The organism is Micrococcus sp. UYEF5 (assembly GCF_040546065.1).
In the GTDB taxonomy this organism is placed as follows: Bacteria; Actinomycetota; Actinomycetes; order Actinomycetales; family Micrococcaceae; genus Micrococcus; species Micrococcus luteus.
This window is the reverse complement of sequence record NZ_JBEPNB010000005.1, coordinates 142970-161073: the sequence shown is the minus strand read 5'-3', so window position 1 is coordinate 161073 and position 18104 is coordinate 142970. Positions and strand designations below refer to the sequence as shown.

Below are 18104 nucleotides of genomic sequence, written 5' to 3'. Positions count from 1 at the left end.
TGGCCTGGCAATTCTCTGTGAGTTTCACGGTAGCAAGTGGCCCGGGGCGCGGAAAGACGACGTCGGGGCCGCGACGGCCCACCCGCCCGGCCCCCGCTCACGCCTCCCGCGCCGACTCCGCCCGACGACGGCGCAGCTCGTCCTCCTCCACGCCCGCGACCAGTTCCGGGGCGGCCAGGGGCCGGGGCGCGGACTCGAGCGTGCGGATGTCCGGCGTGGGGGCCAGGCCCGGGTCGGCGTCGCGGAGGCGCCGGGCGGCGGGGAGCACGCGCGACTCGACGTTGCCGACGAGCTGGTTGTAGCGGTCGACGGCGGTCTTGAGGGAGCCGCCCATGCGGTCCAGGTGGGTGCCGAGCGTGCCGAGGCGCTCGTAGAGGTCCTTCGCGCTGGCCACCACGGTGTGGGCGTTCTCGGCCAGGGTGTCCTGCCGCCACGCGTAGGCCACGGACTTCAGGGCGGTCAGGAGGGAGACGGGGGCGACGAGCGCGACGTTCCGGGAGAACGCGTGGTCCAGCAGCCCGGGGTCTGCGTCCAGGGCCGCGGCCAGGAGCGACTCGGCGGGCAGGAAGCACAGGACCAGCTCGGGGGAGTGCTCGAGGCCGGCCCAGTAGGACTTCGCGGAGAGCTGGTCCACGTGGCGGCGCACGGCCGCGGCGTGCTGGGCGGCCAGCGCCTGGCGCCGCTCGTACGCCTCCTCGCCGGGCTCGTCCGCGAGGGCCTCGGCGGCCAGCGCGTCCCCGATGGGGGCCTTGGCGTCCACGGCCATGGCCTTGCCGCCGGGCAGGGACACCACGAGGTCCGGGCGGAGTCGCTCGCCGTCCTTGCCGGACAGCGTGGCCTGCTCCGTGAAGTCCACGTGGTGGAGCATGCCCGCCGCCTCGACGACCCGCCGCAGCTGCGCCTCGCCCCAGTGGCCCCGCGCGGAGGTGGACTTGAGGGTGGCCATGAGCGACGTGGTCTGGTTCAGCAGGTCACGGTCCGTGGCCGCGGCGGCGCGGAGCTGCTCCCCGAGCCGGCCGAACTGGGACGCCCGGTCCCGTTCCAGCACGCTCACCTGCTCCTGGAGCGCCGCCAGCCGCTGGCCCAGCGGCGCGAGCGTGGACATCACCTGGGACTCCGCGCGTTGGCGTTCGGCGTCCTCGGCGCGCGCGGCCGTGAGCGCGCGCTGCTCCGCCCGGGCGGCCGCGAGCTCTTCTCGTGCCCCCTGGTGCTCGGTGCGCAGCGCGGCCAGCTCGGCCTGGGCCCGGCGGGCCTCCTCACCGCCGCCGGCCGCCCGGCGCCACATGAGCCACGCGCCCACCAGGGCGCCCAGCACGAGTCCGAGGATGAGGGCGAGCAGCAGGCTGAGGATCTCCATGCCCCCACCCTCGCAGGCCGCAGGGACACGTTAGGCGGCGGCGCGCCGTCGTCGTGGTGGGCGGCTCAGCCGAAGAGCGGGTTGGGGCCGTTGGCCACGACCTGCGGGTCGCCGTCGACGCGGGCGGCGATGCCCGCCGCGGCGACGCCGGGCAGATACGGGAAGACCATGCGGGTCGAGGCCAGGGCGGCGGCGTCGAAGGCCTCCACCGCGACGGCCGGGCGGGGCCCGTCGGCCGTCTCGATCTCGCCGTCGAACACGGCCACCGCCCGCGTGGGGCGCGGGCTGATCTTCGCGACCGTGGCGGCCGCCTGCTCGGGCTCGAGGTCCGGGTGCTCCCACATGCCGCGCTGGCCGTCGGCGGCGACGGCGAGGATCGTGGGGGCGAACACGGACTGCCGGCCGAGCGTGTCGAACACGTGCTCCACCGCGAGGCTGATCAGCGGCAGCAGCTCGCCGCCGGGAGGCGTGGGGGTCGGTCCGGTGGGCGTCGGGGTGCTCATGGGGCCGAGGCTACCGGCCCTGTCCGACGGCGCCCACCCGCGCCTAGCGTGAACCCATGCAGCTCACCCTCGCTCCCGGGGACATCACGGCCACGCACGCGGACGCCGTCGTCAACGCCGCCAACTCCACCCTGCTCGGCGGCGGAGGAGTGGACGGCGCCATCCACCGGCGCGGCGGCCCCGAGATCCTGGCCGAGTGCCGCCGCCTGCGCGAGACCGACCTGCCGGAGGGGCTGCCCGCCGGGCAGGCCGTGGCGACGACGGCGGGGCGCCTGCCCGCGTGCTGGGTCATCCACACGGTGGGCCCGGTGTGGGCCAAGACGATCGACAAGTCCGACACCCTTGCCTCGTGCTACCGCGAGTCCCTGAAGGTGGCGGCCGGGCTCGGCGCCCGGACGGTCGCGTTCCCGGCGATCTCCGCGGGGATCTACGGCTGGCCCATGGAGGACGCGGCGCGGATCGCCGTCGAGACCTGCCACGCGATGGCGGACGAGGTGGGCGACACCGTGGACGAGGTGCTGTTCGTGCCCTACGGCGAGACGGCGGAGGCCGCGTTCCGGACCGCCCTGGACAGGGTTGAGCGGGGCTGACTCAACTCCGTGGAATACCCCGTGGGGGGACGGCGTTGCACAGGACAGTCGCCGCTCAACCGGAGCGGCCCGCCCTGCATGAGGAGTGATCGACCATGGCTCGTCCCATTGATCCGTTCCGCGAGATGGAGCGCCTGATGACCGGCTTCGCCCGCACCTCCGGCGCCGCCTCCATGCCCATGAACCTCTACCGCGAGGGCGACGTGTTCGTCGCCGAGGTGGAGCTGCCGGGCGTGGACCCGAGCTCGATCGACGTGGACGTCGAGGAGCGCACGCTCACCGTCCGCGCCGAGCGCAAGGAGGCCCCCGCCGGGGAGGACCGTCGCTGGCTCACCAAGGAGCGTCCGGCCGGCACCTTCGCCCGCCAGCTCAACCTCGGCCAGGGCCTGGCCCTGGACAAGATCGAGGCCGACTACAGCGACGGCGTGCTGCTGCTGACCATCCCGGTGGCCGAGCAGGCCAAGCCGCGCAAGATCCAGGTCAAGCACACCGGCTCCGCCGCCCAGGTGGAGGGCGAGGCCGTAGAGGGTGAGGCAGTGGAGGACTCCGCCGTCGAGACCTCCGGCGAGTGATCGCCCTCTGACGGAGCCGCGCGTGACCGGCGCGCGGCCCGCCCCCGAACGCAGTTGCGGCGGGTCCCCACCGGGGGGCCCGCCGCTTCCGCGTGGTGGTCAGGCGCGGTCGGCCAGGATCAGTTGTGCCGCCTTCTCGCCGATCATGAAGCACGTGATGTTGGGGTTCACGGTCACGTGCTCGGGCATCACGGAGGCGTCGGCCACGCGCAGACCCGTCACGCCCTTGACGCGCAGGCGGGCGTCCAGGGGGCTCATGGCGTCGTCGTCGGCGCCCATGCGCACCGAGCCCACCGGGTGGTACACGGTGTTGTGGGTGCGGCGCACGTAGTCGGCGATCTCCTCATCGGTCTGCACGTCCACGCCCGGGGCCAGCTCGCGCCCCGCCCACGCCGCCATGGCCGGCTGGGAGACGATCTCCCGGGCCAGCCGGATGCCGGCCACCGCGACGGCCATGTCATGGCCCTCCGGGTCGGTGAAGTAGCGCGGGTCCACGGCCGGCTTGTCCCGGTAGTCGTTGGAGCGCAGGCGCACGGTGCCGCGGGGACTTGGCGTGGGGTGGACCCGGTGGCCCTGCGGTCTCGGCTGTCGTCCTCTGGTCGGCAGACACAGGTGTGCTTCCTCTCGTCGGGGTCTGGGCGGCCCGCCCACCCTACGGATCGGTCATCTGGGCGGGGATGCGTGCTGGGTGGTGCGGGTCTCTGGGTCCGTGGGGGCGGGGGCTGGGGCTGCCGGGCCCCGTGGCCGCTGGGCCTCTGGGTTCCGTGGGCAGGAGAGCGAAGGTTTCTGCCCCCGGAAGCGAAAACCCTGCCGGTTCTGCCCCCGGAACAGGGGAGAGCGCGCTTTCTGCCCACGGAGCGGGCGGGGCTGCCGGTTCTGCCCACGGAACGGGGCCGGTGCGGGACGCCTCCGCTGCGGTGGGCCCGCCGGTAGACTGCCGGACTGTGGCTTTGACTATCGGATTCGTGGGACTGCCCAACGTAGGCAAGTCGACCCTGTTCAACGCGCTGACGCGCCAGACCGTGCTCGCGGCGAACTACCCGTTCGCGACGATCGAGCCGAACGTGGGCGTGGTGAACCTGCCGGACGAGCGGCTGACTCAGCTGGCCGAGATCTTCGGCTCCGAGCGCATCCTGCCGGCGACGGTGTCCTTCGTGGACATCGCCGGCATCGTGAAGGGCGCCTCCGAGGGGGAGGGCCTGGGCAATCAGTTCCTGGCGAACATCCGTGAGGCCCACGCGATCGCCCAGGTGGTGCGCGCGTTCGACGACGGCGACGTCGTCCACGTGGACGGCAAGGTGGACCCGGCCTCGGACATGGAGACCATCAACACCGAGCTGATCATCGCGGACATGCAGACCGTGGAGAAGGCGATCCCGCGCGTCGAGAAGGAGGTCAAGGGCAAGAAGAAGGAGCCCGCCGACCTCGAGGCGCTCAAGGCCGCGCTCGCGGTGCTGGAGCGGGGCGAGACGATTTTCGCCGCGAAGGACAAGGACAAGCTGGACATGGACCGGCTGCGCGAGCTGAGCCTGCTCACCGCCAAGCCGTTCATCTACGTGTTCAATTCGGATGAGGGTGTGCTGGGGGACAAGGCCAAGCAGCAGGAGCTGCGCGATCTGGTGGCCCCCGCCCAGGCCGTGTTCCTGGACGCCAAGCTCGAGTCCGACCTCGTGGAGCTCTCCGAGGAGGAGGCCGCCGAGATGCTGGAGATGGCCGGGCAGGACGAGTCCGGGCTGGACCAGCTGGCCCGCGTCGGATTCTCCACCCTCGGCCTGCAGACCTACCTGACGGCGGGGCCGAAGGAGACGCGCGCGTGGACCATCCCGGTCGGCGCGACGGCGCCCGAGGCTGCCGGCGTGATCCACACCGACTTCCAACGCGGCTTCATCAAGGCGGAGATCGTGAGTTTCGACGATCTGGTCGCCGCCGGCTCTATGGCCGATGCCAAGGCTGCCGGCAAGGTGCGCATGGAGGGCAAGGACTACGTGATGCGGGACGGGGACGTGGTCGAGTTCCGCTTCAACGTCTAGCAGTGTCAGGCGCCCTCCCGTACCGAAGGAGGGGACACGTCGATCCTCCTATCCGATGTGGTGAACCCCAGCATGCTCCTGCATCGGCGCCGGATGTGACCTACGCCACGCCGTTCAGGGCGCCTGCCATGCATTGCGCACGGACATGGCGGTGAGCAGCACGAGCAGCTCGGCGCGCACCCGCGGGTCCTCCAGGTCGTAGGCCAACCCGTCCTTGATCCGTTTGATCCGATGGCTCACGGTCTGCGGGTGCACGTCCAGCGACGTGGCGATGCCCGGGCGATGGCCCCACTGGAGCAGCCACTCGTGCAGCGTCGAGGCCAGCACGTCGGGGTGGTCCTCCGCCTCGAAATCGAACTCCCCCAAGTGCTTGCGCTGCAGGGCGGTGATCACTGCCGGGTCCGCACTCATCGCCAGCTCGAGGAGGACATCGTCGGCGAAGGTGATCCCCTCGGCCGACGAGTCGAGCAGCTCCGTGCGTGTCGCCAGCGCCAGCGAGCCGGGCAGCTCGTCCAAGGGCACGGCCGGGCCGACCACGCAGGTGTGACCGACGAGCAGCGACTGCAGGGAGCTGGACTGCTTCCCGTCCGCCACGGGATGGATGAGGACCACGTCGCTGGCCCGGTCGTAGTAGGCGACCTTGACGTCGGCACGCCGGCGGATCTGCGGCCCGGAGTCCGCGGAGGTGAGGATGGCGCAGACCTTGGTGCTCGGCTGCCACCCGACCTCGGCGACCAGGTCGCTCGGGTCGCCCCGCCCGTACATCAGCACGCTGGCCAGTCGCCGCAGCGCCTCGTCCTCGTCGCCGTCGTCCAGGTCGGCCAGGTCGTGTCCACGCTGCGACGCAGACACGACGGCCTCCCCGACGGTCATCACCCGGCTCAGCAGCCCGATGACACTCTCACTGTCGTCGTCCTGGCGGTCGGCCCCGAGGATGGGCCCGGTGGACCTGCGCCTGACAGCGGGCGACGGCGATCCGCAGCCCCGAGACCAACAGATCGACGTCGACTCCCCCGCGGGCACATTCTCTCCCGAGCCGCTCGAAGATGCTGCCCCGCGCGGCGACGCGGTCGATGTCGTTGGTGACGACGCAGTCGAGGAACTCCATGAGGACCTCACCGACATCCACCGGCCAGTGCCGCTCGATCGCCACCGGCGGGACCCCGAGCTCGGTGGCGACCTCCGTCACGAGTCGCTGAGTCAGGCGCGTCTTCTCCTCCGCGTACGCCGCCAAGACGTGACGTCCCGGCGCCTTCATCGGCATTCAGACTCCCCATGGTTCTCGCGATCCACCTGGCCTCCACCCCGCCGTGGTGTTCCGCTCGCTGGCATGATCATGAACAGTATTTGTCCAAAGTAGCGAGCCTTGGCATCGAGTGACAATGCGTCACTAGAACTTGTCACATCAGGCCATGACGCGCCCGGGTCTCGCGCGTTTATGATGATTCCCAGCATCCATATGGTGCGGTGCCACCCATCCGATTGCCTGCAGGAGCATCTCATGACCAGTCCCTCTGCCGTCTCCCGCCGAACCGTGACCAAGGGCGTTGCTTGGTCGGCCCCGGCCGTCGCCCTGGCCGTCTCGGCCCCCGCGCTCGCCGCATCCCCCAATCAGGACTGCTACGTCTTCGACATGTGGTCCTCCAACGGCCGCCAGCCGATCAACAACAACCGCGACCAGATCAGTGGGACGGTGCGGTACTCGCCGAACAACCACCAGGACTGCATCGCGGACAAGAACCAGCCCTACCCCTACGACATCAAGATCACGGTCACCCTCAACCCGTCGGTGTACACGGGGGCCTTCACGTACAGAGGCCCGGGCACCGCGACGGGGTCCGGCAACGTGGTCACGATCACCCTCCCTTTCGCGGGGAAGCGACCGGGCTTTAGCCACCAGTGGAACCTCTCTGCGACGACCCTTAGGGGCGTCACCCGTGAGTCTGCGAAGTTCAAGGCTCACATCGAGGCGACCTCCTACCCCGAGGTCACGTGGAAGATCATCGAGCCGCACAACGAGTGGATGAGCAACCGCACCCCGCTCTCCTACGACTACTGACAGGTTCGCACCCCGGACCGGGGAGGTCTCCGCGGTTGTCACTCTCCTGACATGGAGAGCACAGAAGGGATCGCCGATCAGGCGGCCCCTCGGCCGTGAGCAGCACGAGCAGCTCGGCCCTGACGACGGCGTCCTCAAGATCGTCGGCGAGCAGGTCACGTAATTGGTGCAGACGACCGCTCATGGTCTGCGGGTGAACCGTGAGGGCCTGGGCGATCCCCGGCCGGTGGCCCCACTGGAGCAACCACTGGCGGAGCGTCTCGACGAGCACCGCACGCTGGTCCTCGGCAGCCGGTCGAGCTCTCCGAAGTACTTGCGCCGCAGGGCCCGCACGGCGACCGGGTCGGCCACGCAGACGAGCTCGAGCAGGGAGTCGTCGACGAAGGTCGGCCCCGAATGGGCGACGGCCCGAAGGGCGCTGAGCCGCTGCTTCATCGCGAGGGAGTCGGGAAACTCGGTGATCGGCACGGCAGGCCCGACGATGCAGTCGACGTCGGCCATGAGCGGGCGAAGGGTGGTGGCCAGTGCGTCCGCAGCGACCGGCAGCCCGAGGACGGCCTCGGGGTCGAGGTGCTGGGGAGCGAGCAGGACCGCTCGGTGGACCTCCGCCTGTGCCAGGCGCGCAGCCACGCGGATGGAGTCGTAGAGTGCCTCTGCCTCGACCCCACCGCGGGCCGACTCCAGCCCGACCCGCTCGACGATCCCACCGCTCGCCCCCCAGCCGCTCCATGTCATCGGCCTCGCGTTCGGCTCGACGTCCGACCTGGGTCGGCAAGCGACCGTCGGCGTGTTGGTCGCGATGGTGCTCGCCACCGCGCTTGGGTGGCTGATCTTCCGGGTTGCTGCGAAACGCTGGGGAGAGGAGACGGCAGATCTGCCGATGGTGCTCACACCACCCGTCGATCCTGAAGTCGACCACATCCGCGGACCAGAGGACGCCCAGCTCACGCTCGTCGAGTACATCGACTTCGAATGCCCCTATTGCGCGCACGCAACGGGTTCCTGGGAGGACCTTCGCAGCCGGTTCGGGGACGATCTCCGGTATGTCGTTCGCCAGCTGCCACATCACCCTCACGGCCCCATAGCCGCACGAGCGTTGGAGGCGGCATCGAATCAGGGGATGTTCTGGCCGTGGCTGGACTTCGTCTTCACGCGGCAAGACGCGCTCGAGCGCGAAGATCTGATCCGCTACGCCGAAGAGCTGGGCCTGGATGTCGCCCAGTTCACGGCTGACCTCGACAGTGCCGCCGTACGTGCCCGTGTGGAGCGGGATCTCGAAAGCGCCGATGCAAGCGGCGCGCACGCCACCCCGACGTTCTTCGTCGACGGCCGACGGTTGCTGGGCAGCTACGACGCTCGAACGCTCACCTCAGCCCTCGAAGCCAGCCGCCGAGGCACACGAACCCAGGAAGTGCGCTCCTGAGTCGTCAGGCGTCGCGGGGCGCGTCGGTACACCTGCCCGAGCGAACAAGAACACGGGACTGGTGCAGAGACGCGAACCTGGCACCCGGTTGAACCAGATCGCGAAGGACTTCGGCATCAGCGAGTCCTGCCTGACGCCTCAGGCCCGTCAGAAGAGCGGCCAGGGCACGGCCGGCGTCAGCCCGCTCGGGGCCGGGAAGATCCCGCCGTCGAGCAACTGGGCACAGCGTTCGGCAAGGGCGTCGACTTCCTCGGCACCCAGCAGCTCCGCCAGCCCCCACCCCAGCTCACCGTCGAGCCCGTCGAGAACCCGGGCGACGCCGTCGCGCTCCTCCTCGCTCAGCGCCTCGCCCAGCCATCCCCACAGCACGGTGCGCAGCTTGTCCTGCACATGGAACGTCAGCCCGTGGTCCACGCCGTACCGGTGACCGCCGGGCATGGCGAGGATGTGGGCGCCCTTGCGGTCGGCGTTGTTCACGATCACGTCGAACACCGTCATGCGGCGCAGCGCCGCCGTGTCCTCGTGGGCCAGGACCAGCCGATTCCCGTCCTCGTCCTCGCCCTCCAGGATCGTGAGCCACCCCGCGGTCGGCACCTTGTCCGCTGGGAACAGGTCCACGGCGTCCTGCTCAGGGTCCTGCTCCTGCCAGAGCTGCACCATGCCCTCGCCGAAGGGGCCGTCGCGCAGCCAGGTGCGCGGCACGATGTCCCACCCCAGCGTCTCGGACACCAGGTGCGCGGCCACCTCGCGGCGTGCCAGGGTTCCGGCGGGGAAGTCCCAGAGCGGGGCCTCGCCGGCCACCGGCTTGTAGACCACCGGGGTGTCACCGATCGCGCCGAGGAACGTGGCGTTGGACGCCGTCGTGATGCGGCCGGTGAGCGTCAGCTCCCCGGACATCAGCTCGCCGGCGGGCACGTCCGCGGCGCTCATCAGGAGTCGGGGAGAGTGCAGTCGTGGCCGTCGGGGTCGATGGGCTGGCCGCAGTCCGAGCAGATCGGGCGCCCGGCGTCCACGACCTCCCGGGTGCGCCGGGCGAACGCCCGGGCCGCGCCGACGGGCATGCGCACGCGCACGGCCTCGGCGTCCGCCTCGAGCGCCGGGTCGGCGTCGTCGTCGGAGAGGGGGTGCGCGTCGATGAGCACCTGCGCGGTGGTGGGGTCCCAGCCCAGGCCGATGGCCCCCACCCGGAACCACTCCTGCACCGGGTCCAGCGGATCGTTGTCCACGAGTTCCACGGGCGTGCTGGCCGGGACGCTGTGCGGGTTGCCCTCCAGCGCCATGAGATCGTCGAGGATCTCGTCGATCATCTCCGCCATCAGGGCCGACTGCTGCTTCTCCAGCGCCAGGCTCACCAGCCGGGGCCCGGTGCGCACCTGCAGGTAGAACGTGCGGGCGCCGGGACGCCCGAGCGTCCCGATCACGACCCGATCCGGCCAGTCGAACTCATGGGCGGGGGCAGGTGCATCAGTCATGCCACGATCCTAGGCGTCCGCTCGTCCACCGCACCGGTGCCCGTGCCTGCGCCGCCGCCCACCGGGGCGTCGTCGGACGGGCCGAGGGTCGCCAGCCAGGACAGGTCCCCGGCGTCGGTGTTCATCGCCCAGACCCGCGGGCGGGCCGGACCGTAGCTCACGATGGACACGGAGGCGGGCCCCACCTCGATCCGCTGGAACAGATCCAGGTGCGTGCCGAGCGCGTCGGCCAGGATCGACTTGATGACGTCCCCGTGGCTCACCGCCACCCACACCGCCCCGGGCCCGTGCTCGGCCTCGACGGCGGCGTCGTGCCGGCGGATCGCCGCCACCGCGCGGGCCTGCATGCCCGCCATGGACTCCCCGCCGGGGAAGACGACGGCGGACGGCTGGGTCTGCACCGTCGCCCACAGGGGCTCGGTGGCCAGGTCGCTGAGCGCGCGCCCCTGCCACTGGCCGTAGTCGCACTCGGTGAAGTCGTCGTCGACCAGCGAGGGCACCGTCCCCGGCTGGCGATCGAGGAGGGCGCGGGCCGTCTGCGCGCACCGCTCCAGGGGACTGGCCACCACCGCGGCCACGGGCACGGCCGCGATGCGGTCCGCGGTGCGGGCCGCCTGCTCCCGTCCGTGATCATCCAGGCTGACCCCGGGGGTGCGGCCCGCCAACAGTCCGGACGCGTTGGCCGTGGTGCGGCCGTGCCGCACGAGAAGTACCGTCGCCATCACTCCACCCTACCGACGGGGCGCGAGGGCCTCAGCGGGACGGGTCACGGGGCAGGGGAGTCCACCGCAGGGTGAGGCCCCCGACGGCGGCCAGCGCCGCGTGGGCGTCGTCCGCGGCGTCCTCCAGCCCGTCCGCCACGTCTTCACCCGCCGAGGTGAGCAGCAGGACGGCGTGGTCGTCCGCGCCGGGCTGCTCGCCCGGGTCGGCACGCCAGCCGCCCCTGCCCCGCACGCCGTCCTCGCCCCCGGGCAGGGAGCCCAGCCACGCGGCGGCCGCCCGGGCCGCCCCGGGGCCGACGACGTCCAGCCGCAGGGTCGCGGGGGAGCCGTCGTTGCCCGGCGGGGTGCCCCACAGCCAGTCGAGGTCCACCTGCCACGGCAGGGCGCCTGCGGGGCCGCCCGGGGACGGAGGCTGCATCACGCCTCGGCGTCCGACTGCTCGGAGGTCCAGCCACCCTCACCGATCCACCGCAGGGCGCTGAGCGAGGGCATGAAGAGGTACTCGCCCCCGGCCATCCGGTTGAAGGTGGTGATGCCGTCGATGCGCTTGCGGGCCGGCTCGGCGGGGATGGTGAACCGTCCCTGCGTCGGGTCGTCCTCGTGCAGACCGACGATCGGGTCCCGCTCGGAGCCGAGGTCGACGAAGTTGCCTCCGTTGATCCACTCCTGCTGCATGAACTCGATCGTGTCGAAGGCCCGGGCGCTGATGAAGATGAAGTAGATCCCGCGGTCCTCCTTCGCGTCGTCGGCCGAGGTCACCTCCGGCGACCACCCGGGACCGTAGGTCGAGGAGCGCCGGATGATCCGCTTGATGTTCACGTCCGTCATGATCGACAGGTCGCTGTCCCGCGGGTTGAGGCGACGCATGTGGCTGGAGTGCGGGCACATCAGGCCCTTCGGGTCGTCCTCGAAGGTGAAGTCGTTGCGCCGCTGCGGGTCGTTGCCCAGCTCCTCGTCGTCGTGGTCCGGGGAGAGCACCAGCGGGGCGCCGCTGCGCCACCGGCCGAACATCTTCGCGGCGATCCGGTGCTGCTCCTCCGGGTCCGGGCTCTGCGAGGCCAGGTACTCGTTGAAGGCGCCCACCCGACTGGCGAACTTGCGCAGCACCACGTAGGTCCCGTTGCGGCCCAGCACGTCCGGCTGCGGCACGGCCAGCGGGGAGCCGGTCTCGCTGTTCTCGCCCAGGATGAACTCGCCGGCGGAGATGGAGCGCTCCTGGCCCGGCTGGGGCCGCACCCCGCTGCCGGCCACCGTCGGCTGCGAGATGGAGTCCCGGAAGCCGAAGGGGTTCTTGTTCAGCTCGTCGACCCCGAACCGGTGGGTGGCCACCAGGGTCACTCCGGTGGAGTGCTCCAGCACCTCCTCCGCCTGGTCCAGGGCCGCGTCCAGGGCGTCGGCGTCGGCCGCGTAGATCGTCAGCGCGATGTGGCAGGCGTCCTGGGTGAACGCCTCGTCCCAGTGCTCCGGGGCGTTCGGCCCGGTGTCCATGAGCTGCTGAGCGCGGGCGGCCATCCCCTGCTGGTAGGGCAGCGGGAAGCTGGCCAGAGAGTCCTCGGGCAGCCCCAGGGCGCGCAGGCCGGCATAGCTGATCGCCACGCCGGTCCAGGACTGCAGGTCATCGGCCCAGTCCTGCGCGGAGGTCACGTACTCGGTCAGGCGACGGACGAAGTCCCGACCGCCTTCGGCCTCCTCCACGGTCAGCATGGCGTGGGCGCCGACGTAGGGCTCAGGCCGCGACCGCAGCACCAGGCCCTGGATGTCGTCCAGGTCCAGCTCGACCCGCTCCCGATCGAAACGTTCCTTCAGGTCCTTGAGCACGCCCATCTCAGTAATCCACCGCCTCGGGGGTGGAGATCGTGTCGGTGAGCTGCTTCAGGGCGGCCGCGGTGTCCTCGTCCAGGTCGGTGCGCCCGGCCATCTGGTCCAGGAAGGTGTTCACCGCGTCCTCGGTGCGCTGCAGTCGACGCGTGTCCACCACGGTGACCTGCGGGTTCGCCACGAACCACCCGGAGGCGGTGATCTGGTGGTCGGCGATGAAGTCCTTCACGGTCGGGCTGTCGATGCCCGGCCACCCCTCCACGTTCTGGAAGAGGAGGTCCATCAGCTCGGGGATCTTGGTGGCGAAGTCGTTGATGTACGCATCCCAGTCGCCGTCGTAGGCCGTGGCGAAGAGGATCCGGGTGTTGTCGTCGAAGAAGACGAAGCGCATGTCGTGCAACGTGGACACGCGCTGGGCGCCGTCCATGTTGCCGCGGGTCAGGTCGAAGATGCGCTGCAGCCGTTCGGCGCCGCCCGGCTTGAGGCGGGCGATCGCGGTCAGCTCCGAGACCTTGCCCGAGCGCATCCCCACGCGGCCGGCGGAGTCGGCCGTGCCGGACAGGTCCGGGTTGTGCTCGCGGATCATCGCCTCGAGGGCGATCTTGGCCAGCGTGGGGGCGTCCTGGGCGACGTCCTCGACGGCGCGCTTGACGGCGTCGAGACGGCTCTCGTCCTGGAGCCGGGGGTCTGAGCGGTCAGTCATGAGGTCCTCCTTCGAGAATCCTTTGGGGTGAATGGTGAGGGGTGGGGCCGGGATCAGTCCGGGATGTCGTCGAGCGACGACGGCTCGGGGGCCGGGCGGTCGTTGAACTCGTGGCGGAAGCGAGTGGACTGCTCATAGGCGCGCTTGCGGACGCGCATGATGGAGCCCAACGGCTGGTGCTCGACCACGCCGTTCCAGGGGTTGAAGGTGAGGGCGTCGTCGCCGTAGACGCGGCGGGGATGGCTGTAGCTCTCCTGCGCCTCGATGCGCAGGGTGGCGACGGGCTGGTGCGGGGCCTCCTCCTCGTCCCACAGGACGGAGGCGTCCTCCACCGGCATGCGCTCCGGGTCGGTCGCCAGCTGCGCCCGCAGGACGTACTCGGCGCTCTCACGCGAGAAGAAGTCGGCGACGATCTCGCTGATCGAGGAGAAGTCCTCCACCTTCATGTCCTGACCGGTCAGGGCGCGCACGTTCTCGGACGCCGGGGCCAGCGAGATCTTCGCGACGTGGTCCCCGTAGCGCAGGGCGCCCTGGGTGAAGTACGTCTCGCCGAGGACGTGGGCGTTGTCCCGCCCCAGGCCCTCCAGGGTGGCGCTGGGGGTCCCCCCGACGGTCTCCACCGCACCCCGGACCACGCGCGCGGCGCCCGTCGTCAGGCGCTGCAGCAGCTCGGGGGACTGGGAGTTCTTCTCCAGCAGGCTCAGCATCTCCTTGTAGCGGGCCACGGTGCCGAAGGCGAGCGTCGGGAAGTTCACCATGAGGAAGTCCTGATTGTGGCTGTCCAGATCCGGCAGCAGCCGCTTGCCCTCCACCCCCAGCACCTTCAAGGCCCAGCCCCGCGGGGCGGGAGTGCGGTCGGTGTGGATGTCCCCGGGTGCGGAGGAGAGCCGCGCCACCGCCTCGTAGGTGCCCGGACGGGCGAAGATGCCCTGCGCCAGCTCGGGAGCCAGGCCCTCGTGCACCTCCAGCGTGGCCTTGAGGACGGCGTGGCTTTTGGCGTGGGCGTCGCGGTGGGCGTGCTTGTGCTCTCCCGCCGCGCGGCGCTGTGCCGCGCCCATCTGGGCCAGGATCTCGCGGGTCAGGTCCTCCTCGCGGTCGACCGAATGCTCGATGTCGGGCGTGTACTTCACCGGTTCAGTCATCAGTGCTCTGCCTTCCCTCTCTGGAGCGCCGTGTGCGCCGCGCGGAGCCGCGCACCTGACCCTGGCGACGCTATGACTCTCCCCCTGTCAGGGCAAGGAAGGAAGCGCGCCGCAGATCCGGGAGTCGGGGCCCGGGGGCGGTGCCCCGGGGGATCTGTGACAGTGTGGCGGTGACCCGCCCCAGGGAAGCGCACCCGAGCCAGGAGAAGCATGACCGCCACCCTCGTCGCCTCCGGCCTGGCCGGCGGCCACGGCCATCGCACGCTGTTCGACGCGCTCGACCTCACCGTCGCGCCGGGGGACGTCGTCGGCGTCGTGGGGGCCAACGGCGCGGGCAAGTCCACGCTGCTGCGCATCCTCGGTGGGGACCTGGCCCCGCAGGCCGGCACCGTGTCCCTCGCCCCCTCGGACGCCTTCGTCGGCTGGCTCCCGCAGGAGCACGAGCGCGTGTCGGGGGAGACGGTGGCCGGGTACATCGCCCGCCGCACCGGCTGCGCCGAGGCCACCCGCGAGATGGACGCCTCTGCCGAGGCACTGGCCGACCCGGACGTCACCGACGCCGCCGCGGACCGCTACAACACCGCCCTCACCCGCTGGCTGGCCTCCGGCGCCGCGGACCTGGAGGAGCGCATCCCCGCCGTCCTGGCCGACCTCGGCCTGGACCTCTCCGCCTCCCCGGAACAGGTCCTCATGACCTCCCTCTCCGGTGGGCAGGCCGCCCGCGTCGGCCTCGCCGCGCTGCTGCTCTCCCGCTTCGACGTCGTGCTCCTGGACGAGCCCACCAACGACCTGGACCTCGACGGCCTGACCCGCCTGGAGGCCTTCGTGCAGGAGCTGCGCGGCGGCGTCGTGCTGGTGAGCCACGACCGCGAGTTCCTGGCCCGCTGCGTCACCCGCGTCCTGGAGCTCGACCTCGCCCAGCGCACCAACCGCGTCTACGGCGGCGGCTACGAGGCCTACCTCGAGGAGCGGGCCACCCTGCGCCGCCAGGCCCGGGAGAAGTACGAGGAGTTCGCCGAGCAGAAGCAGGACCTCGTCTCCCGCGCCCGCACCCAGCGGGAGTGGTCCAGCCAGGGCGTGCGCAACGCGATGAAGAAGTCCCCGGACAACGACAAGCTGCGCCGCAAGGCCAACAGTGAGTCGAGCGAGAAGCAGGCCCAGAAGGTCCGGCAGATGGAGAGCCGCATCGCGCGCCTGGAGGAGGTGGAGGAGCCGCGCAAGGAGTGGAGGCTGGAGTTCACCATCGGTGCGGCGCCGCGCTCCAGCTCGGTGGTCGCCACCCTCAACGACGCCGTGTTCCGGCAGGGCGGCTTCACGCTCGGCCCGGTGTCCCTCCAGCAGAACGCGGGGGAGCGGATCGGCATCACCGGGCCCAACGGGGCCGGCAAGTCCACCCTGCTGCGCGGGCTGCTGGGCCGCCAGGCCCCGGACGAGGGCATGGCCGCCCTGGGGTCCAGCGTGCAGATCGGGGAGATCGACCAGGCGCGCTCGCTGCTGGTCGGGACCGTCCCGCTCGCCGCGGCCTTCGAGGCGCTCGTGCCCGAGATGGCCTCCGGGGAGGTGCGCACCCTGCTGGCCAAGTTCGGCCTCAGGGCCGACCACGTGAACCGCCCCGTGGACGAGCTCTCGCCCGGCGAGCGCACCCGGGCATCCCTGGCCCTGCTCCAGGCCCGCGGGGTGAACGTCCTCGTGCTCGACGAGCCCACCAACCACCTGGACCTGGAGGCCATCGAGCAGCTCGAACAGGCCCTGGAGACCTATGAGGGCGCCCTGCTGCTCGTCACCCACGACCGCCGCATGCTGGACACCGTCCGCACCGACCGCCGCTGGCAGGTCCAGGACGGGCGGGTGACGGAGCGCTGATGTCTCGGGCGCGGCGGCCGCGGCGTCAGGCCGGTGGGCACCGTCACCCTTGCCCGAGATTCGGTCGTGCACGACCATGAGAGTTCAGTCCCCACCGACGAAAGGGCCCCAGACATGTCCCGCATCCTGATGATCCTCACCTCGCACGACCAGCTGGGCGACACCGGCCGCAAGACCGGGTTCTGGCTCGAGGAGTTCGCCTCGCCCTACTACGTCTTCACGGACGCCGGCCACGAGGTCACCCTCGCCTCGCCCCGCGGTGGCCAGCCGCCCATCGACCCGACGAGCTCGCAGCCGGAGATGCAGACCGAGGCCACCCGCCGGTTCGACCAGGACGAGGAGGCCAAGGCCGCCCTGGCCCACACCACGCCCTTGGCCCAGGTGGACGTGGACGGGTTCGACGCCGTCTTCTACCCGGGCGGTCACGGCCCGCTGTGGGACCTGGTGTCCGACGCCGACTCCACGCGGATCATCCTCGACAGCGACGCGGCCGGGCGCCCGCTCGGCCTCGTCTGCCACGCGCCCGGGATCCTGCACCCGATCACCGCCGCCGACGGCACCCCGTTCGTGCGCGGCCGTCAGGTCACCGGGTTCACCAACGGCGAGGAGGAGGCCGCCCAGCTGACGGACGTCGTCCCGTTCCTCGTCGAGGACTCGCTGATCGCCGCCGGCGCGGACTACCGCAAGGGCCCGGACGGGGAGAGCTTCGTGGTCACGGACGGCACCCTGGTGACCGGCCAGAACCCGGCCTCCTCCGCCGACGCCGCCCGCCGCCTCCTGGACCTGCTCGCGCGCTGACCCTCCACCGAGCCCGCCGCCCCGACCCCGAGGAGACCACCATGAGCACCCCCACCCGCACGCGCGAGATCCACCTCGCCTCCCGCCCCCACGGCGCCCCGACGCCGGAGAACTTCCGTCTCACGGAGGTCGAGCTCCCCGAGCTCGCCGAGGGCCAGGTCCTCGTGCGCAACACCGTGATGTCCGTGGACCCGTACATGCGCGGCCGCATGAACGACGTCGAGTCCTATGTGCCTCCGTTCCAGCTCGACGCCCCCCTCGACGGCGGCGCGGTGGGCACCGTGATCGCTTCGCGCCACGCGGACGTGCCGGAGGGCACGTCCGTGCTCCACGGCCTCGGCTGGCGCGAGCACGCCGTCCTCGACGGCGACACCGTCCAGGCCGTGGACACCTCCCAGTTCTCGGACAGCACCTACCTGGGCGTGCTGGGCATGACGGGTCTGACCGCCTACACCGGCCTCGTGCACGTGGCCGAGATGCAGGAGGGCGACGCCGTCTTCATCTCGGGCGCCGCGGGGGCCGTCGGCTCGGTCGCCGGCCAGATCGCCCGCCTCCTGGGCGCCTCGCGCGTCGTCGGCTCGGCCGGCACGCCCGAGAAGGTGGCGTGGGTGAAGGAGCTGGGCTTCGACGCCGCGTTCGACTACCACGACGGCTCGCCCACGGACCTGCTGGCCGAGGCCGCGCCGGAGGGGATCGACGTCTACTTCGACAACGTGGGCGGCGACCACCTCGAGGCCGCCATCGCCGCGCTGCGGGTCGACGGCCGCGTGGCGATGTGCGGTGCGATCGCCCAGTACAACTCGACGGAGCCGCCGGCGGCCCCGCGCAACCTCGCCCTGGCGATCGGCAAGCGGCTGACCCTGCGCGGCTTCGTCCTGCAGAAGTACGCGGCGCAGGTCCGTCCCGAGTTCCTCGAGCGCGTGGGCCCGTGGGTCGCCGACGGGAAGATCCAGTGGGACGAGACCGTCCGGGAGGGTCTGGAGAACGCGCCCCAGGCGTTCATCGACCTGCTCGAGGGCGCCAACACGGGGAAGATGGTCGTCCGGCTGTGA

Annotated in this window: 21 protein-coding genes and 1 pseudogene; 8 read left to right on the top strand and 14 right to left on the bottom strand. The window is 71.4% G+C overall.

All coding sequences use genetic code 11. From position 1 onward, the window contains the following. Window positions 1–97: 97 nt before the first annotated feature. Window positions 98–1357 (bottom strand): DNA recombination protein RmuC, encoded by a 1260-nt coding sequence (locus tag ABIB16_RS07035; RefSeq protein WP_041104349.1) that lies wholly within the window; start codon window positions 1355–1357, stop codon window positions 98–100. A gap of 65 nt (window positions 1358–1422) precedes the next feature. After that, window positions 1423–1860 carry a hypothetical protein gene (locus tag ABIB16_RS07030; RefSeq protein WP_051995311.1) on the bottom strand — a complete coding sequence of 146 codons (438 nt, stop codon included), beginning with the start codon at window positions 1858–1860 and terminating at the stop codon, window positions 1423–1425. 56 nt (window positions 1861–1916) lie between these two features. Here ABIB16_RS07030 and ABIB16_RS07025 point away from each other — a divergent pair, with 56 nt between their 5' ends. Both ABIB16_RS07025 and ABIB16_RS07020 read left to right on the top strand, forming a co-directional pair. After that, window positions 1917–2450 carry an O-acetyl-ADP-ribose deacetylase gene (locus ABIB16_RS07025; RefSeq protein ID WP_041104347.1) on the top strand — a complete coding sequence of 178 codons (534 nt, stop codon included), beginning with the start codon at window positions 1917–1919 and terminating at the stop codon, window positions 2448–2450. 95 nt (window positions 2451–2545) lie between these two features. Beyond that, window positions 2546–3022: an Hsp20/alpha crystallin family protein gene (locus ABIB16_RS07020; protein WP_041104345.1), complete on the top strand. Its 477-nt coding sequence runs from the start codon at window positions 2546–2548 to the stop codon at window positions 3020–3022. 99 nt (window positions 3023–3121) lie between these two features. Here the strand turns inward: ABIB16_RS07020 and ABIB16_RS07015 are convergent. Next, window positions 3122–3565: pseudogene (locus ABIB16_RS07015) on the bottom strand (GMC oxidoreductase); the annotation flags it as partial. A gap of 401 nt (window positions 3566–3966) precedes the next feature. On the opposite strand from ABIB16_RS07015, the gene ychF reads away from it, so the two are divergent. Further along, complete coding sequence (ychF, locus tag ABIB16_RS07010) at window positions 3967–5052, top strand: redox-regulated ATPase YchF (RefSeq protein ID WP_290152020.1); 1086 nt, start codon at window positions 3967–3969, stop codon at window positions 5050–5052. 114 nt (window positions 5053–5166) lie between these two features. Here ychF and ABIB16_RS07005 read toward each other — a convergent pair whose 3' ends face one another. Continuing rightward, window positions 5167–5904 (bottom strand): helix-turn-helix domain-containing protein, encoded by a 738-nt coding sequence (locus ABIB16_RS07005; protein ID WP_237068972.1) that lies wholly within the window; start codon window positions 5902–5904, stop codon window positions 5167–5169. Between the two features lie 49 nt (window positions 5905–5953). Continuing rightward, window positions 5954–6241: a hypothetical protein gene (locus ABIB16_RS07000; RefSeq protein WP_237068971.1), complete on the bottom strand. Its 288-nt coding sequence runs from the start codon at window positions 6239–6241 to the stop codon at window positions 5954–5956. Between the two features lie 312 nt (window positions 6242–6553). Here ABIB16_RS07000 and ABIB16_RS06995 point away from each other — a divergent pair, with 312 nt between their 5' ends. After that, window positions 6554–7111 (top strand): hypothetical protein, encoded by a 558-nt coding sequence (locus tag ABIB16_RS06995; RefSeq protein ID WP_237068970.1) that lies wholly within the window; start codon window positions 6554–6556, stop codon window positions 7109–7111. Here ABIB16_RS06995 and ABIB16_RS11355 read toward each other — a convergent pair. Both ABIB16_RS11355 and ABIB16_RS11350 read right to left on the bottom strand, forming a co-directional pair. Further along, window positions 7053–7382: a helix-turn-helix domain-containing protein gene (locus ABIB16_RS11355; protein WP_434783743.1), complete on the bottom strand. Its 330-nt coding sequence runs from the start codon at window positions 7380–7382 to the stop codon at window positions 7053–7055. The genes ABIB16_RS06995 and ABIB16_RS11355 overlap by 59 nt on opposite strands. Beyond that, on the bottom strand, window positions 7292–7924 hold the full coding sequence (locus tag ABIB16_RS11350; protein WP_290152015.1) for a hypothetical protein: 633 nt from the start codon (window positions 7922–7924) through the stop codon (window positions 7292–7294). Before ABIB16_RS11350 ends, ABIB16_RS11355 begins: the two co-directional genes overlap by 91 nt. On the opposite strand from ABIB16_RS11350, the gene ABIB16_RS06985 reads away from it, so the two are divergent. Next, window positions 7911–8534, top strand: a complete 624-nt coding sequence (locus tag ABIB16_RS06985) for a DsbA family protein (protein WP_290152013.1) — start codon at window positions 7911–7913, stop codon at window positions 8532–8534. The genes ABIB16_RS11350 and ABIB16_RS06985 overlap by 14 nt on opposite strands. Before the next feature lie 147 nt (window positions 8535–8681). Here the strand turns inward: ABIB16_RS06985 and ABIB16_RS06980 are convergent, their stop codons facing one another. From ABIB16_RS06980 to ABIB16_RS06950, 7 genes are read right to left on the bottom strand one after another with little or no spacing between them, the layout of a single operon-like run. Further along, window positions 8682–9464, bottom strand: a complete 783-nt coding sequence (locus ABIB16_RS06980) for an SCO1664 family protein (RefSeq protein ID WP_290152011.1) — start codon at window positions 9462–9464, stop codon at window positions 8682–8684. Beyond that, the gene (locus ABIB16_RS06975; protein ID WP_101967565.1) at window positions 9464–10006 is read right to left on the bottom strand and encodes a DUF3090 domain-containing protein; all 543 of its coding nucleotides are present in this window, start codon (window positions 10004–10006) and stop codon (window positions 9464–9466) included. Before ABIB16_RS06975 ends, ABIB16_RS06980 begins: the two co-directional genes overlap by 1 nt. Next, window positions 10003–10728 (bottom strand): histidine phosphatase family protein, encoded by a 726-nt coding sequence (locus tag ABIB16_RS06970; RefSeq protein WP_172717667.1) that lies wholly within the window; start codon window positions 10726–10728, stop codon window positions 10003–10005. The genes ABIB16_RS06975 and ABIB16_RS06970 overlap by 4 nt, the downstream gene beginning before the upstream one ends. A 31-nt stretch (window positions 10729–10759) precedes the next feature. Further along, window positions 10760–11146, bottom strand: coding sequence for a hypothetical protein (locus ABIB16_RS06965; RefSeq protein WP_290152008.1), 387 nt, complete (start codon window positions 11144–11146; stop codon window positions 10760–10762). Next, window positions 11146–12552: a Dyp-type peroxidase gene (locus ABIB16_RS06960; protein ID WP_290152006.1), complete on the bottom strand. Its 1407-nt coding sequence runs from the start codon at window positions 12550–12552 to the stop codon at window positions 11146–11148. Before ABIB16_RS06960 ends, ABIB16_RS06965 begins: the two co-directional genes overlap by 1 nt. Before the next feature lies 1 nt (window position 12553). Next, entirely contained in the window at window positions 12554–13249 is a 696-nt protein-coding gene (locus ABIB16_RS06955) for a hypothetical protein (protein WP_044659971.1), read from the bottom strand. 53 nt (window positions 13250–13302) lie between these two features. Continuing rightward, window positions 13303–14391, bottom strand: coding sequence for a catalase family protein (locus ABIB16_RS06950; protein ID WP_172717669.1), 1089 nt, complete (start codon window positions 14389–14391; stop codon window positions 13303–13305). Window positions 14392–14601: 210 nt separating this feature from the next. On the opposite strand from ABIB16_RS06950, the gene ABIB16_RS06945 reads away from it, so the two are divergent. From ABIB16_RS06945 to ABIB16_RS06935, 3 genes are all read left to right on the top strand, one after another. Beyond that, window positions 14602–16254: an ABC-F family ATP-binding cassette domain-containing protein gene (locus ABIB16_RS06945; RefSeq protein WP_290152003.1), complete on the top strand. Its 1653-nt coding sequence runs from the start codon at window positions 14602–14604 to the stop codon at window positions 16252–16254. A 114-nt stretch (window positions 16255–16368) separates the two neighbouring features. Then, the gene (locus tag ABIB16_RS06940; RefSeq protein WP_141843606.1) at window positions 16369–17052 is read left to right on the top strand and encodes a type 1 glutamine amidotransferase domain-containing protein; all 684 of its coding nucleotides are present in this window, start codon (window positions 16369–16371) and stop codon (window positions 17050–17052) included. 41 nt (window positions 17053–17093) lie between these two features. Next, window positions 17094–18104 (top strand): NADP-dependent oxidoreductase, encoded by a 1011-nt coding sequence (locus ABIB16_RS06935; RefSeq protein ID WP_230277993.1) that lies wholly within the window; start codon window positions 17094–17096, stop codon window positions 18102–18104.

Bases quoted from the DNA above. Each gene is read 5' to 3' on its own strand.
- ABIB16_RS07030 (WP_051995311.1), bottom strand. From the start codon at position 1,860: ATGAGCACCCCGACGCCCACCGGACCGACCCCCACGCCTCCCGGCGGC.
- ABIB16_RS06965 (WP_290152008.1), bottom strand. From the start codon at position 11,146: ATGCAGCCTCCGTCCCCGGGCGGCCCCGCAGGCGCCCTGCCGTGGCAG.
- ABIB16_RS06940 (WP_141843606.1), top strand. From the start codon at position 16,369: ATGTCCCGCATCCTGATGATCCTCACCTCGCACGACCAGCTGGGCGAC.
- ABIB16_RS06960 (WP_290152006.1), bottom strand. From the start codon at position 12,552: ATGGGCGTGCTCAAGGACCTGAAGGAACGTTTCGATCGGGAGCGGGTC.
- ABIB16_RS06985 (WP_290152013.1), top strand. From the start codon at position 7,911: ATGGTGCTCGCCACCGCGCTTGGGTGGCTGATCTTCCGGGTTGCTGCG.
- ABIB16_RS06995 (WP_237068970.1), top strand. From the start codon at position 6,554: ATGACCAGTCCCTCTGCCGTCTCCCGCCGAACCGTGACCAAGGGCGTT.
- ABIB16_RS06955 (WP_044659971.1), bottom strand. From the start codon at position 13,249: ATGACTGACCGCTCAGACCCCCGGCTCCAGGACGAGAGCCGTCTCGAC.
- ABIB16_RS07035 (WP_041104349.1), bottom strand. From the start codon at position 1,357: ATGGAGATCCTCAGCCTGCTGCTCGCCCTCATCCTCGGACTCGTGCTG.
- ABIB16_RS06970 (WP_172717667.1), bottom strand. From the start codon at position 10,728: ATGGCGACGGTACTTCTCGTGCGGCACGGCCGCACCACGGCCAACGCG.
- ABIB16_RS06975 (WP_101967565.1), bottom strand. From the start codon at position 10,006: ATGACTGATGCACCTGCCCCCGCCCATGAGTTCGACTGGCCGGATCGG.
- ABIB16_RS06980 (WP_290152011.1), bottom strand. From the start codon at position 9,464: ATGAGCGCCGCGGACGTGCCCGCCGGCGAGCTGATGTCCGGGGAGCTG.
- ABIB16_RS07020 (WP_041104345.1), top strand. From the start codon at position 2,546: ATGGCTCGTCCCATTGATCCGTTCCGCGAGATGGAGCGCCTGATGACC.
- ABIB16_RS07025 (WP_041104347.1), top strand. From the start codon at position 1,917: ATGCAGCTCACCCTCGCTCCCGGGGACATCACGGCCACGCACGCGGAC.
- ABIB16_RS06950 (WP_172717669.1), bottom strand. From the start codon at position 14,391: ATGACTGAACCGGTGAAGTACACGCCCGACATCGAGCATTCGGTCGAC.
- ABIB16_RS06945 (WP_290152003.1), top strand. From the start codon at position 14,602: ATGACCGCCACCCTCGTCGCCTCCGGCCTGGCCGGCGGCCACGGCCAT.
- ABIB16_RS06935 (WP_230277993.1), top strand. From the start codon at position 17,094: ATGAGCACCCCCACCCGCACGCGCGAGATCCACCTCGCCTCCCGCCCC.